The organism is Flavobacterium ammoniigenes, from assembly GCF_020886055.1.
Classification (GTDB): Bacteria; Bacteroidota; Bacteroidia; order Flavobacteriales; family Flavobacteriaceae; genus Flavobacterium; species Flavobacterium ammoniigenes.
In genome coordinates, this window is record NZ_AP025184.1 from 504103 (window position 1) to 519217 (window position 15115).

The window sequence follows — 15115 nt, forward strand, 5'->3', positions numbered from 1 at the left end:
GGCATGAGTCATTATAATTCGATATCAAATTGTGTCAATGATTTGAATTGTTGCAATCTAGACACTACTTCTTTTTTGTCCAAGGCAAGCATTCTTTCTGTTCCAAATTTCTCCACACAGAACGAAGCTAAATTAGATCCGTAGATTACGGCATTTTTCATATTGTCAAACGATACGTTTTCGCTTTGCGTAATAAATCCTGTGAATCCACCTGCAAAAGTATCTCCCGCTCCTGTTGGATCAAATACTTCTTCTAAAGGTAATGCTGGTGCAAAAAACACTTCTTCGTTGTGAAATAATAAGGCGCCGTGTTCTCCTTTTTTGATGACCACATATTTAGGGCCCATGGTATGGATTTTAGCCGCTGCTTTTACTAATGAATATTCGCCTGACAATTGTCTCGCTTCTTCATCATTAATTGTAATTACATCGATACGTTTCATTACCTCTAATAATTCAGGCAATGCGCAGTCCATCCAAAAGTTCATGGTGTCTAAAACGACTAATTTTGGTTTTACTTCCATTTGATCCAAAACACTGCTTTGTACCAAAGGATGTAAATTGCCTAGCATTACTACATCGGCATCTTTGAAATTTTGAGGAACTTTAGGTTGGAAATCGGCCAACACATTGAGTTCGGTAGCCAATGTATCTCTGGAGTTCAAATCGTTGTGGTACAAACCACTCCAAAAAAACGTTTTACCGCCTTTAACGATTTCAAGACCTGAAATGTCAATATTTCGAGCCGTCAATAAATCCAAATATTCTTGTGGGAAATCGTCTCCAACTACAGAAACAATAGCCGATTGTAAATTGAAAAAAGAAGCTGAAAGCCCAATATAAGTTCCTGCTCCACCTAAAATTTTATCTGTTTTACCAAACGGAGTTTCAATCGCGTCGAAAGCCACCGTTCCAACAATCAATAATTTGTTCATTATTTTAGTTTCGAAATTAAGGGGCAAAGATAGTTTATAAGTTTTAGAGTTGCAAAGGTTCAAAGTGGCAAAATGAAGAGAATTTCACAATCTTTAAAAAGTGGAATTACAACAACTTTTCGTCTTCTTTTTCGTAAAATTCATCCACCGAAAGTTGTTGTTGAGTTGACGCCATTACTGCTAATTCATCGCATCGCTCGTTTTGAGGATGGTTATTATGCCCTTTGATCCATTTAAAATCGACTTGATGTTTTTTATAAATCAATAAAAATCGTTTCCATAAGTCAGGGTTTTTTTTACCTACGAATCCTTTTTTCTCCCAGCCAAAAACCCATTTTTTCTCAACCGAATCGACTACATATTTAGAATCCGAAACCACGAGTACTTTCGTATTGGGATTTTTAAGTTTCTCCAATCCTACAATAACGGCTAACAATTCCATTCTGTTATTTGTCGTATGACGGAAACCTTCAAAGAATTCTTTTCTGTACGGTTGGCCCACCCATTCCATCACCACGCCATAACCCCCTGGGCCGGGATTGCCTTTAGCAGCGCCGTCAGTATAAATATGGACTTGGTGGGACATTAGTAAGGGTATATTAGGTTATGGGTTTATAAGTTTATTCATTGAATAGGATTCAGATTGCTATGAACTATCCTTTAATTATCAATTTTTCAATAACTGCCGGAAAATGGTCTTGTTCCAATTCGTGAATTTTAGCCGCCACTACTTCTGGAGTATCGCTAATTAAAACAGTGACCTCTTTTTGAAAAATAATGTTTCCTTCGTCGTAATTTTCATTCACATAATGAATGGTGATTCCTGTTTTGGATTCTTTATTTTCTACTACAGCGCGGTGTACGTGCATGCCGTACATGCCTTTTCCTCCGTATTTAGGTAATAATGCTGGATGAATATTAATTATTTTGTTGGGATACTCTGCTACAATGGATTCTGGAAATTTTAATAAAAATCCAGCTAAGACAATTAAATCAGGTTGAATAGCATTAATTTCTTGTAGTACTTTTCCTGTTTCTAAATCGTTTTTGGTAAAAAACAGAGAAGGAACTTGGTATTTTTCGGCGCGTTGTATTACTTGAGCATCCGCTTTATTAGTAAATACCGCTTCCACTGAAGCAGATTTGGTTGCTTGAAAATAACGGATGATGTTTTCCGCATTTGTACCCGAACCAGAAGCAAAAATTACAATTTTAATCATGTTTTCAACCTATTTAGTATGCAAAAAAAGGGATAAAAAACGGAAAAAAATAGCATTCGTAAACCTTTGTTAAAATAAATTTTATATTTTCGTTCGCACATTTATTAACTAAATAGTTGTTTTAAAATAAAGTTTTTTATTTTTGCCAACAAATTAAATTTTAAAATTAAAGATTATGTCAGACATTGCATCAAGAGTAAAAGCGATTATCGTAGACAAATTAGGTGTTGACGAAAACGAAGTTGTAACAGAAGCAAGCTTCACTAACGATTTAGGAGCTGACTCCTTAGACACTGTAGAGCTTATCATGGAATTCGAAAAAGAATTTGATATTCAAATTCCAGACGATCAAGCAGAAAACATTGCTACAGTAGGTCAAGCAATCTCTTACATCGAGGAAGCTAAAAAATAATACTCAAACACCCGATACTTTATTGTACTCGGGTGTTATTATTTTTCATAAATTTAAATTCGAGATTGACTTTCAATCAAAAAAACATATATAATTCAGCACCCACAGCTCTTTTGTAATACTAATACAAAAAAGAAATCGTGGGTTTTGTTTGTTTAAAGATAAAAATACAGAAGCTATGGAATTACGTCGCGTAGTTGTTACAGGTTTAGGAGCATTGACTCCTATTGGAAATAACATTCAAGAATATTGGAACGGACTAATCAACGGTGTTAGCGGCGCTGCTCCTATCACTTATTTTGATGCTTCAAAATTCAAAACGCAATTTGCTTGCGAATTGAAAAATTTTAATGTTGAGGATTTCATAGAGAGAAAAGAAGCTCGTAAAATGGACCGCTATGCGCAATATGCGGTAGTTTCTTCAACAGAAGCAATGAATGATGCTAATTTTGATTTAGAAAAATTAGACAAGGATCGCGCAGGAGTTATTTGGGGATCTGGAATTGGCGGATTGGAAACATTTCAAATCGAAGTGTTGAATTTTGCCGCTGGTGATGGAACTCCAAAATTCAATCCCTTCTTTATACCAAAAATGATTGGCGATATCGCTTGTGGACACATTTCAATTAAATATGGTTTGAGAGGACCTAACTTTGGAACTGTTTCAGCTTGTGCCTCTTCGACCAATGCAATTATTGATGCTTTCAATTACATTCGTTTGGGCCATGCTGATGTCATGGTAACAGGTGGATCTGAAGCAGCAGTTACCATTGCTGGAATGGGAGGTTTTAATGCAATGCATGCACTTTCAACTCGTAATGATGATCCGAAAACAGCTTCAAGACCAATGGACAAAGACCGTGATGGATTTGTACTTGGAGAAGGCGCTGGAGCATTAATTTTAGAAGAATACGAACATGCTAAAGCACGTGGCGCCAAAATATATTGTGAAATTGGCGGAGGCGGAATGTCAGCTGATGCGTATCACATTACGGCACCACATCCAGAAGGATTAGGAGCTAAAAATGTAATGTTAAACTGTTTAAGAGATGCTGGGTTACAACCAACAGATGTTGACGGAGTTAACATGCATGGAACTTCAACTCCTCTTGGAGATTTAGCAGAGTCGAAAGCCATCGAACAAGTTTTTGGAGATCACGCTTACACGATGAACTTGAATTCAACTAAATCGATGACGGGCCACCTTTTAGGAGCTGCTGGAGCAATTGAAACTATTTCGTCTATTCTTTCATTGAAATACGGAATTATTCCTCCAACCATCAACCATTTCACAGACGATGAAAACATCGATCCAAAATTAAACTTCACTTTTAACAAAGCTCAAAAAAGAGACGTTAAAGTATTGATGAGTAATACTTTTGGCTTTGGTGGACACAATGCCTGTGTATTGGTTAAAAAATTAGATATCTAAAATAGTACTATGCGTATTATTAAAAAAATATTTTCAAAATCCCGTTCTCTTGAAGACGGGATTTTTTTTGGTGCTATCGAAAAAATTCTTGGTTTTGCCCCTAAAAATATTGATATTTATAAAAAAGCATTCACCCATCGCTCCTCCAACATTCTAGACGAAGTGGGTAATCCACTTAATTACGAACGATTAGAGTTTCTTGGTGATGCGATGCTAAGCGCGGTAATTGCAGGTCACCTCTTCAATAAAGCACCAACAGGTGACGAGGGATATTTAACCAAAATGCGTTCCAAAATTGTGAGTAGAGAACATTTGAACGAATTGGGCAAAGATTTAAATCTAGTTCAATTTGTTGAAAGTAAAGTACCTGTTCAGCACTTTGGCGATAACATTCACGGCAATATTTTTGAATCCTTAGTGGGTGCTATCTATTTGGACAGAGGATATGAGTATTGCGAAAAATTCATTCAAAAAAGAGTCATCATTCCTTATGTAGATATCACTCGATTAGAGGGCAAAGTTATTAGTTACAAAAGCTTAGTGATTGAATGGTGTCAAAAAGAAAAAAGACAATTTCACTATGACATTTTTGAAGATAATGGTATTGACGGCGAACGGCTTTTTGGTGTTAAACTAAGTATAGACGACAAAGTAATTGCCAAGGCCAGAGCTACTTCCAAAAAGAAAGCAGAAGAAAAAGCGTCACAAAGGGCCTATTTTGCATTTCAAGAAAAAATAGACAAAAAATAATACGATTTTCTTCAATCTATAACGTTTTCGTTGATAATTTAACAAAAACATCAAGCTATTCAAGTGGCATCCTGCGTTAGAAATAGTATATTTACACCTCATTTTACGATGTAATGGCAATACATAAATTAGATCTTGACGAATTTGACGAAATAGATTATCATTTAATTGCTATACATACCACATTGGAAGATTATCGATTGGCGTATTTTATCAATCAGCATCTTCCGGTCAATTTGAGTAAAAGTAATGAAGAAATTCTGATTAGTATCAAACAAGGAGAAACTCAATTTTCAAGATTTTACTTTGATGATGAAGATAATTTTATCTCTTGGAATTTAATTCAAAACAAGAATGAAGTTATTGGGCAAAATGAGATAATAAACCAAGATTTATTTTCTAATAGTAGTCAGGAAGTGGCCACCAAAGTGTTTTTACTTCCCGAACTGAAGAAAGTGGATTATTTTTTAAAAATTGAAAGTGACGATGATCTTGAAATAGCAGGAATCGTAAAAAAACTAAAATCAATAAAAAGTCTTTCAACTGTTTATGTGGTAGAGACTGAAACTATAAAATCTAAAAACAATTTAATTTTTTAATAGAAATGCTTAAAACAAACAAAAAAACAAAAATTGTAGCCACACTTGGACCTGCATGTAGTACAAGAGAAATCATCAAAGACATGATTGAGGCAGGAGTTAATGTGTTTAGAATAAATTTTTCGCATGCTGATTATAATGATGTTAAAGAACGCATTAGCGCTATCCGAAGCATCAATGAAGAATACGGTTACACAACAGGTATTTTAGCTGATTTACAAGGTCCAAAACTTCGTGTTGGAGTTATGGAAGAAGGTGTAGTGGTGAACGATGGTGATTTAATTACATTCACTACTGCTGAAGATATCATCGGAACCAAAGAAAGAGTTTTCATGAAGTACCAAAACTTTCCAAACGATGTGAATCCAGGAGAAAGAATTTTGTTAGATGATGGAAAATTAATTTTCGAAATTGTTTCAACTGACAAGAAAACCGAAGTGGTTGCTAAAGTGATTCAAGGTGGTGAATTGAAGTCTAAAAAAGGAGTTAACCTTCCAAATACTAAAATTTCACTTCCTGCTTTAACTGAAAAAGATATTGCAGATGCCATTTTTGCTATTGGTCAACAAGTTGATTGGATTGCCCTTTCATTCGTGAAAACACCAAGAGATTTACAAGACCTTCAAGAATTAATTGCTGAGCATTCTGAATTTAAAATTCCAATTATTGCCAAAATCGAAATGCCAGAAGCATTAGAGAATATGGACAAAATTGTAGCTTATTGTGATGCTTTAATGGTAGCTCGTGGTGATTTAGGAGTAGAACTTCCAGCTCATGAAGTACCGTTGGTACAAAAAGAATTAATTGTTAGAGCTAAAACAGCTCGTATTCCAGTAATTGTGGCAACGCAAATGATGGAAACGATGATTACAAGTTTAACTCCAACACGTGCTGAGGTTAATGACGTAGCCAACTCGGTTATGGACGGTGCCGATGCGGTAATGCTTTCTGGAGAAACTGCAGCAGGTAATTATCCTGTTCAAGTTATCCAAAAAATGACTCAAATCATTGAAGCAGTAGAAGATTCTCCGCTAATCAAAGTACCTCAAAATACCCCACAAGTTAGAACGAATCGTTTTATTACTAAAACAATCTGTCAACATGCAGCACAAATGGCTAACGTAATCAAAGCAAAAGCAATTTGTACCTTAACAAATAGTGGCTATACGGCATTCCAAATTTCATCTTGGAGACCATCAGCTCATATTTTAGTGTTTACATCCAATAAAAGAATCTTAACACAATTGAACCTATTATGGGGAGTTAAATCTTTTTACTATGCTAAATCAGTAAGTACAGATGACACAGTAACTGATGTGAATGAAATTGCAAGACAAAAAGGATTTGTTGAAAAAGGAGATTTCTTAATCAACTTAGCAGCAATGCCAATAACTGATAAAGGAATGGTAAATACTTTACGCGTTTCTGAAATAGAATAATATTTATTTAATATCTATAAAAAGCCCTCTACAAGAGGGCTTTTTTATTGTCAAAATTTTATGAATAATTAAACATTTAGTTGTCAAAATATATTTACTTTTGATACATTAAATCTAAAAATATTATGAGTACAAATTCTAAAAACCCGTTCTTAAACAATAGAATCTTTACTTCATCCAAAGAAGAGGTTCATGAAGCAACCATAATTGGTCACGAACAAACAATGACTATTGCTGGTACGATGAATAAAAGTTTAATTTTGTTTTTACTATTAACTGCAGCAGCCATGATTACTTGGTGGATGGCAGCTAACGGACAAAGTCCAATGGTGCCAATGATTGGAGGTGCTATTATGGGCCTTATCTTAGTTGTAATCGCTAGCTTCAAACCACAACTATCCGGTTATTTAGCGCCTGGTTATGCCATTTTTGAAGGTTTATTTATTGGGGGTATTTCGGCCATTTTTGAATTAAAATTCCCAGGAATTGTTACTCAAGCTGTTGGGGCTACATTAGTAACTTTTGCCGTTTGTTTAGGCTTGTATAAATTCAAAATCGTTCAAGTAACCGAAAGATTTAAATCTATTGTAATTGCCGCAACTTTAGCTATTGCTACTTATTATTTGATTTCGTGGTTGGTTTCTTTGTTTACTAGTTTTACACCTGTACACCATGGAAATTCAATGATGAGTATTGGAATCAGTGTTTTTGTTATTGTAATTGCTGCAATGAATTTATTCTTGGACTTTGACCAAATTGAAGATGGTGCCAATAGAAAAATGCCAAAATACATGGAATGGTATGGCGCAATGGGATTGATGATTACCCTAGTTTGGTTGTATATGGAATTCTTGCGATTATTGTCAAAATTAAACAGCAGAGACTAAACTCAACGCTTCAAGATAAACTAAACCCCATCACGTTTTCATGATGGGGTTTTTTATTAAAAAGCAAACTGCAATTGTACTACCACAGTTTTCTTTTGTTCGGTATTTAAATTACTCAATGAAATTCCAAGTAACCGAACGGAATCTTTCATTCGCTCTTGATACAATAGCTCTTTTACATTTTCAAGAATCAAGCCTTTATCCGCAATAAAATAAGGAACCGTTTTACTTCGCGTTTGCTGCGAAAAATCGCTGTATTTAATTTTTAAGGTTACTGTTTTACCGGCAATATTTTGTTTTTTCAACCTTCGTTCTAAACTAGTTGCGATTTTTTCAAGTTGTTCCAACATGAAAATTTCAGAAGATAAATTGGTGTCAAAAGTATGCTCCGCTGCTACTGATTTTGTAATACGATCGGGTTTGACTTCGCTATTGTGAATGCCACGTACAACATGGTAATAAAAGGCACCTGATTTTCCAAAGTGGGTTGATAAAAATTCCAATGATTTACTTTTTAATTCCAATCCGGTAAATATTCCCAATTGGTACATCTTTTCAGTAGTCACTTTGCCGACCCCATAGAATTTTCGAATTGGTAATTCTTCTAAAAAGGGAAGCACCTCATCTGGATTAACCGTTTTTTGACCGTTGGGTTTGTTATAATCACTGGCTATTTTGGCTACAAATTTGTTGACTGAAATTCCTGCCGAAGCTGTCAAACCCACTTCATTCAAAATCCGGGTTCTTATTTCTTTTGCCAATAGCGTCGCACTTGGATTTCCTTTTTTATTTTGGGTCACATCTAAATAGGCTTCGTCAAGTGAAAGTGGCTCAACCAAATCAGTATAATCATGAAAAATGGCATGAATCTTTTTTGAGATTTCTTTGTAACGATCAAAACGAGGTCGAACAAAAATAAGATCTGGACAATTTTTTTTGGCCATTACGCCACTAATTGCACTTCGTACCCCAAATTTTCTAGCTTCATAACTGGCTGCTGCAACAACTCCTCTGTTTTCCGAACCGCCTACAGCAATTGGTTTACCTCGTAATTCAGGATTGTCCATTTGTTCCACAGAAGCATAAAACGCATCCATGTCGATGTGAATGATTTTTCTATTGGAATTAATTTCGAGCATAGCACAAATTTATACAAAAAGGATTAGGAGAAAACAACTAACTTTGAAATCAGGAAACGAAATAGAAATGATTGAAATAGAAAGAAAGTTTTTAGTTAGTTCAGATGCATTTAAAAGCTGTGCTTTGCGCAAAAACCATATTGCTCAAGGCTATTTGAATTCAAATCCAGAACGTGCCGTACGGGTGCGTATTAAAGGTGAGAAAGGATTTTTGACTATTAAAGGGAAATCAAATGAAAGTGGACTATCTCGTTATGAATGGGAAAAAGAAATTTCAGCAACTGAAGCACAAGAATTGTTAGCGCTTTGCGAAAAAGGAGTGATAGAAAAAACCCGCTATGAAATACCTTTAGGGCACCATCTGTTTGAAGTGGACGAATTTCATGGAGAAAATGAAGGACTAATTATAGCTGAAGTAGAACTACAATCAGAAAACGAAATTTTTGAAAAACCAATTTGGTTAGGAAAGGAAGTTAGTCATGACGAACGCTATTACAACTCCTATTTAAGTCAACATCCTTTCACGAGTTGGTAATTTAGTTTTCTACAATTTCAATTTTAACGCGCATCATTCCGCTTCTTTTATTATCAGCTAAATCCATAAAAGCGCGTTTGGTTAAGTCAATCTCTTTCGACCGAACAAAAGGACCTCTATCTGTAATTTCGACAATAACTGATTTACCGTTAGCCTCGTTAGTTACTTTAACTTTGGTTCCAAATGCTAATTTTTTATGCGCTGCAGTATAGCCGTTATTGCTGAATTTTTTTCCGCTAGTAGTGCGTCTTCCATTAAATTTATCAGCATAATAAGACGCAATAACTGACTTTTTAAAAGCTTTTAACTGAAGTGGTTTTGATGGGATAGTATCCGCTGCCAATACAATGTCTGTAAGCGAAGTTTTATTTTTTTTAACTGTATCTTTTGCTATAGATTGCTTTTGTTTACTCTGTATTGGTGTTTGACTCCAAACCAAACCCGCCACAAAAACAATACACAATAGTATCAAACCTTTTTTCATGTTTGGTGTTTTTTAATTTAAGAAATCAGGGTAAAAAAAAGCCCTTTTCAGGACTTTGTTTGTTAGAACCATAAACTCCATGGAATTCTACTTAAGATGAGTACCAATCCTAGACCATAAAAAATGGCAATAGATTTGAATTTTGCTTCACTAGTGGTTGCTTTTTTATGTTTAGACCAACCAATAGTTATTAATACTATGGCTATGATATTAACTAAAGGATGTTCTAATGAAGTTAAACGGAAGGCTTCGTTTTTCATTTGTCCAAAAACAGCGAACCCTAGCGGAGATAAAAAATACAACACTAAACCAACTAACAATTGAACATGAGTTCCTATTAAAGCAAACAAAGCAATTTTACGGTCTTTCGCAGTAAATTCTTTCTGAGATGATTTCCCAATAAAAGAGTTTACCACCGCTATAACTAAAACCAAAATAGCTAAATACGCCCAACCTGAATGAAATTTTTGTATGAAATGGTACATAATTTTTATTTTATTGAATTTCAAATATAGTAAAAAATTGGTACAAAAAAAACGGCAACTCCTTTTTGTAGGAGTTGCCGTTTGTATGTAGTAACTTTCTTTACTTAGAAATTATAACGTAATGTTAAGTTCCAAGTTCTTCCAAAACCGAAGAATACTTGGTTAGCATCAGCTACACCATTAAAGGTTTTTCCTGCAGATGCATACGTTGCTCCAGAAGTACCTGTAACAAAATCACTTGCGAAAATATTAGATCTTGACTCTGCAATGTATACTTCGTCAAAAACGTTATTGATGTTTAATCTGAAATTCAATGATTTAGATTTGTCAGTTCCTAACAATACTCTGTATGAAATTCCAGCATCAACAAGTCCATAAGAAGGTAATTCTAATGTTCCTTTGTTTGTTGCAGAAGTTTGTTTAGTAGGATCTAAACTTGCAAATAATTTATCAGATAATCTGTAGTTAGCATCAACATTAAAGCGTGGCGCTAATTCATAAGCTGCACCAATACTTGCTGTCATTTGAGCAACATCACCAACTCTTGTTCCGTCTACGAAATAAGTAGTTGTTGTTCCACCAGAAATATTGTTGTTATTTACGTCAAATCTTCTTCCAGTGATATTGCCTTCATATACCCATTTACCTAATGAGAACATTCCGTTCAATTTTAATTTATCACCTACTTTAGCATTCAAGTCTACTTCTACTCCTGAGTGTACTTGAGTAATTCCTGCAAAATCATAATAACCTCCTGGGTTAGCAACATCTGCATCATTAGCTCTCTGGTATCTGTCTTTCCATGTAGTATGGTATACATTCACATTAGCATTGAATACTGCAGATCGGAAACCGTATCCAGCTTCTAAACCTAATACTTTTTCATTAGTTAAGTTTTCGTTAACTAAAGATTTGTTATTTGGATATACTGCATTAAAGAAAGGTTGTTTTGAATAATACCCTGCATTTACAAATACATTATGGTTATCATTGATGTTATAGTTAGCTCCTCCTTTTACGTTACCACCTAACAAGTTTTTGTAGTCTGTAGATGATAATGGGTTTGGAGTTAAGTACAAGAAATAATCATCTCTTCTAAATCCTTGATTAGAAACAGCCCCTTGGAAAAATGCTGTTAGTTTTTCAGTAGAATACTCTAATTGAGTAAAGGCTCCATACCAGTTTACTAAACCATCATTGTTGTAGTTGATTTTAGCTGTTTGGTAATCCAAATTAAAGAAAGGATTTAAGTTTGGTCTTGCAGCATAAGTTCCAGTTAATACTCTGTTTGCATTGTTCACGTCTGTATTATCTGCATAGTTAGTTGAACCTAACATATCAACAATGTTTTGATAGTGAATCCCTCTATATGTTCTTGCATCAATACCAAAATCCAAAGTAAATCTTTCAGATAATTTAGTGTTCAAGTTAACTACACCACCATACCAGTTGTGAGAGTTGATAGAAGAAATTTTTGTAATTCCGTTTGTAGTATTATTTGATGTAGATGAGCTGTTTTGGTAAGCTCCATTTACTAACGTTCTTGTAGAAGTTCCTGCAGTTCCAGGAATAACAACGCTTTGTCCAGAGTTCCATGCTTTGATCAAATCAACATTGATGATACCATTTGGAAATCTTAAGTTATCAGAGAAAAATCTATTTCCTCTCATTGCTCCAGCACCGTTAGATCCTCCACCACGACCCCAAGAACCATACACTACTGTAGATAACTTAGTTTTGTCGCTGATTTTATAATCCCAGTTGATAGAAGCAATTGGTTTATGGTAATAGTTAGTTCTAAAGTTGTACTCTTTACCTTCTAAAATACCCCAATCGTTGTTGTATCTTCTGTTTGGCTCTCCATTAGTACCATATTTAATAAACTGCGCAATTGTTGGAGCAGTAGATCTTTGATTGTGCCACTGTGGAGCACCTGTAATAGTAAACTCTAAATCATGTTTAGGATTGATTTTATATCCAATTCCAATGAAGTAGTTTCCTCCTTCAAATTTAGTACCGTCAATATATCCGTCTCCTGATGTTTGACTTAACAAAATAGAAGTTGACAATCCATTTTTCATTACACCTGTTGAGTAAGAAAATGCTTTTTTCAAGTAGTTGTCATTGGCAAAACCAACTGAAACGCTTCCGCCTTCTTTCATATCTGCTGAACGAGTTACTACGTTAATAGTTCCCCCTACAGATGAAATAGCTAATTTAGAAGATCCTAAACCTCTTTGTACTTGCATTGCTGAAGTTACATCAGACAAACCTGCCCAGTTACTCCAATATACAGAACTGTTTTCCATATCATTAACAGGAACCCCGTTAATCAATACAGCAACATTCTTTTGATCAAAACCACGAATGTTAATTCTTGAATCTCCAAAACCACCACCTGATTTAGTAGCATATACAGAAGGTGTATTCGCTAAAATTTCAGGAAATTCTTGAGATCCTAATTTTTCTTGAATTTCAGCTGCTTTAATAGTAGAAACTGCCACTGGCGTTTTTCTATCTTTAGCAACGTCCACTACTGAACTTCTTACTACAATTTCTTGTAATTGATTATCATCAGCAACTAAAGCAACAGTTCCTACATTAGCAGCACCGTTGAATTTTACTGTTTTTGGTTTGTAACCAATAAAAGAAATTACTAATTCTCCTGAATTAGCAGTTGTATTGATAGAGAATTTTCCATCAAAATCTGTTGAAACAGCAATTTTTGTTCCTTTAATAACAATATTTGCTCCAGGTAAAGAACCTTTACCATCTGTAACAGTTCCTGTAACTTTTCCTTGAGCAAAAGCAGTAGAAACTATTAAAAACATTAATCCTGTAAGTAACCAGTTTTTCATTGTTTTCATTGTTGTTTTGTTAATTTATTTTTGGCAAAATTATAACATTTTTATATCAATACGTTAATACAACGTTAAAAAATTCACCTTTTTTGTGTTTTTATTCAACAACTCTTGATTTTTCAAGACGTTGCGAGAGCTAAATGTATAAAAAAAGCGCCTTGATTTAAATCAAGGCGCCTTACACTATTTACTACTTGTGTTATTTATTTTTTAAAAAATGATTCAATAAAAATGAAGTAGAACTGTCATGGTTTTTTACTGTTTTAGAATTGATTTCATCTAAAATTGAATTGGCCAATTGTTTTCCTAATTCTACTCCCCATTGATCAAAACTAAAAATATTCCAAATTACTCCTTGAACAAATATCTTATGTTCATACATCGCGATCAAAGAACCCAAGGATTTTGGAGTTAACTTTTGAATTAATAAAGTATTGGTAGGTTTGTTTCCAGTAAATACTTTAAAAGGCAACAAAGCCGCTGCTTTTTCTTTTGATAATCCTTGTTGGTCAAATTCAGCTTGCACTTGGGCTTCGGTTTTTCCATGTAACAAAGCTTCTGTTTGGGCAAAAAAGTTAGACATTAATTTGTCATGATGATTGTCATCGCCGTACAATGGTTTAACAAATCCAATGAAATCAGCTGGAATGATTTTGGTTCCTTGGTGAATCAATTGAAAAAAGGCGTGTTGCGAGTTCGTTCCTGGCTCTCCCCATATAATAGTTCCTGTTTGATAGTTAACCGGACTTCCATCACGTCCCACACTTTTACCATTACTTTCCATGGTGCCTTGTTGTAAATAAGGGGCTAGTTTTTGTAAATATTGGGTATAGGGAATCAAAGCTTCACTTTCGGCACCAAAGAAATTATTATACCAAACACTCAATAAGGCTAGAGTTACCGGTATGTTTTGGTCAAAATCAGCAGTCTTAAAATGCTCGTCCATTTCATTGGCTCCGCCCAACAAAGCATCATAATTATCAAATCCAATTGCCAAACTTATAGATAGCCCTACGGCACTCCATAAAGAAAAACGACCCCCAACCCAATCCCACATTGGAAAAACATTGTCAGGATTAATTCCAAACGCTGTTACTTTATCTAAATTAGTTGAAACAGCAACAAAATGCTTCGCCACATCTTCTTGTTGGGCCGATTTCAAGAACCATTCTTTAATGGTTTCTGAATTAGTCAAGGTTTCTTGAGTCGTAAAGGTTTTAGAAACAATTACAAATAAAGTGGTTTCTGGATTGATTTTTTTGATAATTTCATTGACATGATCACCATCTACATTGGAAACAAAATGAACATTCAAATGATTTTTATAAAACTGCAAAGCCTCAACTGCCATGGCTGGTCCTAAATCAGACCCTCCAATACCAATATTAACAATGTCGGTAAAGGTTTTTCCTGTATATCCTGTTCGGTGACCCGAAACCACTTCATTGGTAAACGCCTTAATTTTATTTTTTACGGCATACACTTCCGGCATTACGTTTTGACCTTCAACGGTAATTACTGCCGATTCTTTAGCGCGTAATGCGGTATGAAGAACTGCTCTATTTTCTGTTTGATTGATTAATTCTCCCTCAAAATAAGAAGCAATCGCTTCTTTCAATCCTACTTGATTGGCTAAGTCAAGCAACAATGTGATCGTTTCTTGATTGATTCTGTTTTTAGAATAATCCAAAAGAAAATCATTCCATTTCAAATTGAATTTTTCAACGCGGGAGGCATCTGCTTGAAATAAATCTTGCATAGATGTCGATGCAATTGCATTATAATGTTGTTGCAATTTTGCCCAAGCAGCAGTTTGGGTAGGGTTAATTGTTTGTAAAGCCATTGTATAATTGGTTGGTTTTATTTTTATTTTCGGGGCAAAAATACTGAAATTAGTTTGAATACAAGTTGTACTCAAATCCTATCACAATTTTAGA

Annotated in this window: 15 protein-coding genes; 7 read left to right on the forward strand and 8 right to left on the reverse strand. The window is 34.7% G+C overall.

The window, feature by feature from the left end; genetic code table 11:
* Positions 1-11: 11 nt before the first annotated feature.
* The 3 genes from LPC21_RS02205 to purN all read right to left on the reverse strand — a co-directional run bounded on the left by LPC21_RS02205 (position 12) and on the right by purN (position 2155).
* Complete coding sequence (locus LPC21_RS02205) at positions 12-935, reverse strand: PfkB family carbohydrate kinase (protein WP_229317877.1); 924 nt, start codon at positions 933-935, stop codon at positions 12-14.
* A gap of 106 nt (positions 936-1041) precedes the next feature.
* Positions 1042-1521: a ribonuclease HI gene (gene rnhA, locus LPC21_RS02210; protein ID WP_229317878.1), complete on the reverse strand. Its 480-nt coding sequence runs from the start codon at positions 1519-1521 to the stop codon at positions 1042-1044.
* A 67-nt stretch (positions 1522-1588) separates the two neighbouring features.
* Positions 1589-2155, reverse strand: coding sequence for a phosphoribosylglycinamide formyltransferase (purN, locus tag LPC21_RS02215; protein ID WP_229317879.1), 567 nt, complete (start codon positions 2153-2155; stop codon positions 1589-1591).
* A gap of 175 nt (positions 2156-2330) precedes the next feature.
* On the opposite strand from purN, the gene LPC21_RS02220 reads away from it, so the two are divergent.
* The 6 genes from LPC21_RS02220 (at position 2331) to LPC21_RS02245 (ending at position 7674) form a co-directional block, all read left to right on the forward strand.
* Positions 2331-2567, forward strand: coding sequence for an acyl carrier protein (locus LPC21_RS02220; protein WP_007137004.1), 237 nt, complete (start codon positions 2331-2333; stop codon positions 2565-2567).
* 178 nt (positions 2568-2745) lie between these two features.
* Positions 2746-3999: a beta-ketoacyl-ACP synthase II gene (gene fabF / locus LPC21_RS02225; RefSeq protein ID WP_229317880.1), complete on the forward strand. Its 1254-nt coding sequence runs from the start codon at positions 2746-2748 to the stop codon at positions 3997-3999.
* A 9-nt stretch (positions 4000-4008) separates the two neighbouring features.
* Positions 4009-4749: a ribonuclease III gene (gene rnc, locus LPC21_RS02230; protein ID WP_229317881.1), complete on the forward strand. Its 741-nt coding sequence runs from the start codon at positions 4009-4011 to the stop codon at positions 4747-4749.
* Positions 4750-4862: 113 nt separating this feature from the next.
* Positions 4863-5348 carry an IPExxxVDY family protein gene (locus tag LPC21_RS02235; RefSeq protein ID WP_229317882.1) on the forward strand — a complete coding sequence of 162 codons (486 nt, stop codon included), beginning with the start codon at positions 4863-4865 and terminating at the stop codon, positions 5346-5348.
* A 5-nt stretch (positions 5349-5353) separates the two neighbouring features.
* On the forward strand, positions 5354-6787 hold the full coding sequence (pyk, locus tag LPC21_RS02240; protein WP_229317883.1) for a pyruvate kinase: 1434 nt from the start codon (positions 5354-5356) through the stop codon (positions 6785-6787).
* Between the two features lie 125 nt (positions 6788-6912).
* Complete coding sequence (locus LPC21_RS02245; RefSeq protein ID WP_229317884.1) at positions 6913-7674, forward strand: Bax inhibitor-1/YccA family protein; 762 nt, start codon at positions 6913-6915, stop codon at positions 7672-7674.
* A gap of 56 nt (positions 7675-7730) precedes the next feature.
* Here LPC21_RS02245 and dinB read toward each other — a convergent pair whose 3' ends face one another.
* The gene (dinB, locus tag LPC21_RS02250) at positions 7731-8813 is read right to left on the reverse strand and encodes a DNA polymerase IV (protein WP_229317885.1); all 1083 of its coding nucleotides are present in this window, start codon (positions 8811-8813) and stop codon (positions 7731-7733) included.
* 67 nt (positions 8814-8880) lie between these two features.
* On the opposite strand from dinB, the gene LPC21_RS02255 reads away from it, so the two are divergent.
* A complete protein-coding gene (locus LPC21_RS02255; RefSeq protein ID WP_229318527.1) occupies positions 8881-9348 on the forward strand; it encodes a CYTH domain-containing protein in 468 nt (155 codons plus the stop codon).
* 1 nt (position 9349) lies between these two features.
* Here LPC21_RS02255 and LPC21_RS02260 read toward each other — a convergent pair whose 3' ends face one another.
* The 4 genes from LPC21_RS02260 to pgi all read right to left on the reverse strand — a co-directional run bounded on the left by LPC21_RS02260 (position 9350) and on the right by pgi (position 15021).
* On the reverse strand, positions 9350-9832 hold the full coding sequence (locus tag LPC21_RS02260; protein ID WP_229317886.1) for a septal ring lytic transglycosylase RlpA family protein: 483 nt from the start codon (positions 9830-9832) through the stop codon (positions 9350-9352).
* 62 nt (positions 9833-9894) lie between these two features.
* Positions 9895-10317, reverse strand: coding sequence for a hypothetical protein (locus tag LPC21_RS02265; RefSeq protein WP_229317887.1), 423 nt, complete (start codon positions 10315-10317; stop codon positions 9895-9897).
* A 104-nt stretch (positions 10318-10421) separates the two neighbouring features.
* Positions 10422-13175, reverse strand: a complete 2754-nt coding sequence (locus LPC21_RS02270) for a TonB-dependent receptor (protein ID WP_338030346.1) — start codon at positions 13173-13175, stop codon at positions 10422-10424.
* A gap of 202 nt (positions 13176-13377) precedes the next feature.
* A complete protein-coding gene (gene pgi / locus LPC21_RS02275) occupies positions 13378-15021 on the reverse strand; it encodes a glucose-6-phosphate isomerase (RefSeq protein ID WP_229317889.1) in 1644 nt (547 codons plus the stop codon).
* Positions 15022-15115: the final 94 nt, after the last annotated feature.

Excerpts from the sequence above, each read along its gene's own strand:
- LPC21_RS02205 (WP_229317877.1), bottom strand. The coding sequence starts at position 935 with ATGAACAAATTATTGATTGTTGGAACGGTGGCTTTCGACGCGATTGAA.
- rnhA (WP_229317878.1), bottom strand. The coding sequence starts at position 1,521 with ATGTCCCACCAAGTCCATATTTATACTGACGGCGCTGCTAAAGGCAAT.
- purN (WP_229317879.1), bottom strand. The coding sequence starts at position 2,155 with ATGATTAAAATTGTAATTTTTGCTTCTGGTTCGGGTACAAATGCGGAA.
- LPC21_RS02220 (WP_007137004.1), top strand. The coding sequence starts at position 2,331 with ATGTCAGACATTGCATCAAGAGTAAAAGCGATTATCGTAGACAAATTA.
- fabF (WP_229317880.1), top strand. The coding sequence starts at position 2,746 with ATGGAATTACGTCGCGTAGTTGTTACAGGTTTAGGAGCATTGACTCCT.
- rnc (WP_229317881.1), top strand. The coding sequence starts at position 4,009 with ATGCGTATTATTAAAAAAATATTTTCAAAATCCCGTTCTCTTGAAGAC.
- LPC21_RS02235 (WP_229317882.1), top strand. The coding sequence starts at position 4,863 with ATGGCAATACATAAATTAGATCTTGACGAATTTGACGAAATAGATTAT.
- pyk (WP_229317883.1), top strand. The coding sequence starts at position 5,354 with ATGCTTAAAACAAACAAAAAAACAAAAATTGTAGCCACACTTGGACCT.
- LPC21_RS02245 (WP_229317884.1), top strand. The coding sequence starts at position 6,913 with ATGAGTACAAATTCTAAAAACCCGTTCTTAAACAATAGAATCTTTACT.
- dinB (WP_229317885.1), bottom strand. The coding sequence starts at position 8,813 with ATGCTCGAAATTAATTCCAATAGAAAAATCATTCACATCGACATGGAT.
- LPC21_RS02255 (WP_229318527.1), top strand. The coding sequence starts at position 8,881 with ATGATTGAAATAGAAAGAAAGTTTTTAGTTAGTTCAGATGCATTTAAA.
- LPC21_RS02260 (WP_229317886.1), bottom strand. The coding sequence starts at position 9,832 with ATGAAAAAAGGTTTGATACTATTGTGTATTGTTTTTGTGGCGGGTTTG.
- LPC21_RS02265 (WP_229317887.1), bottom strand. The coding sequence starts at position 10,317 with ATGTACCATTTCATACAAAAATTTCATTCAGGTTGGGCGTATTTAGCT.
- LPC21_RS02270 (WP_338030346.1), bottom strand. The coding sequence starts at position 13,175 with ATGAAAAACTGGTTACTTACAGGATTAATGTTTTTAATAGTTTCTACT.
- pgi (WP_229317889.1), bottom strand. The coding sequence starts at position 15,021 with ATGGCTTTACAAACAATTAACCCTACCCAAACTGCTGCTTGGGCAAAA.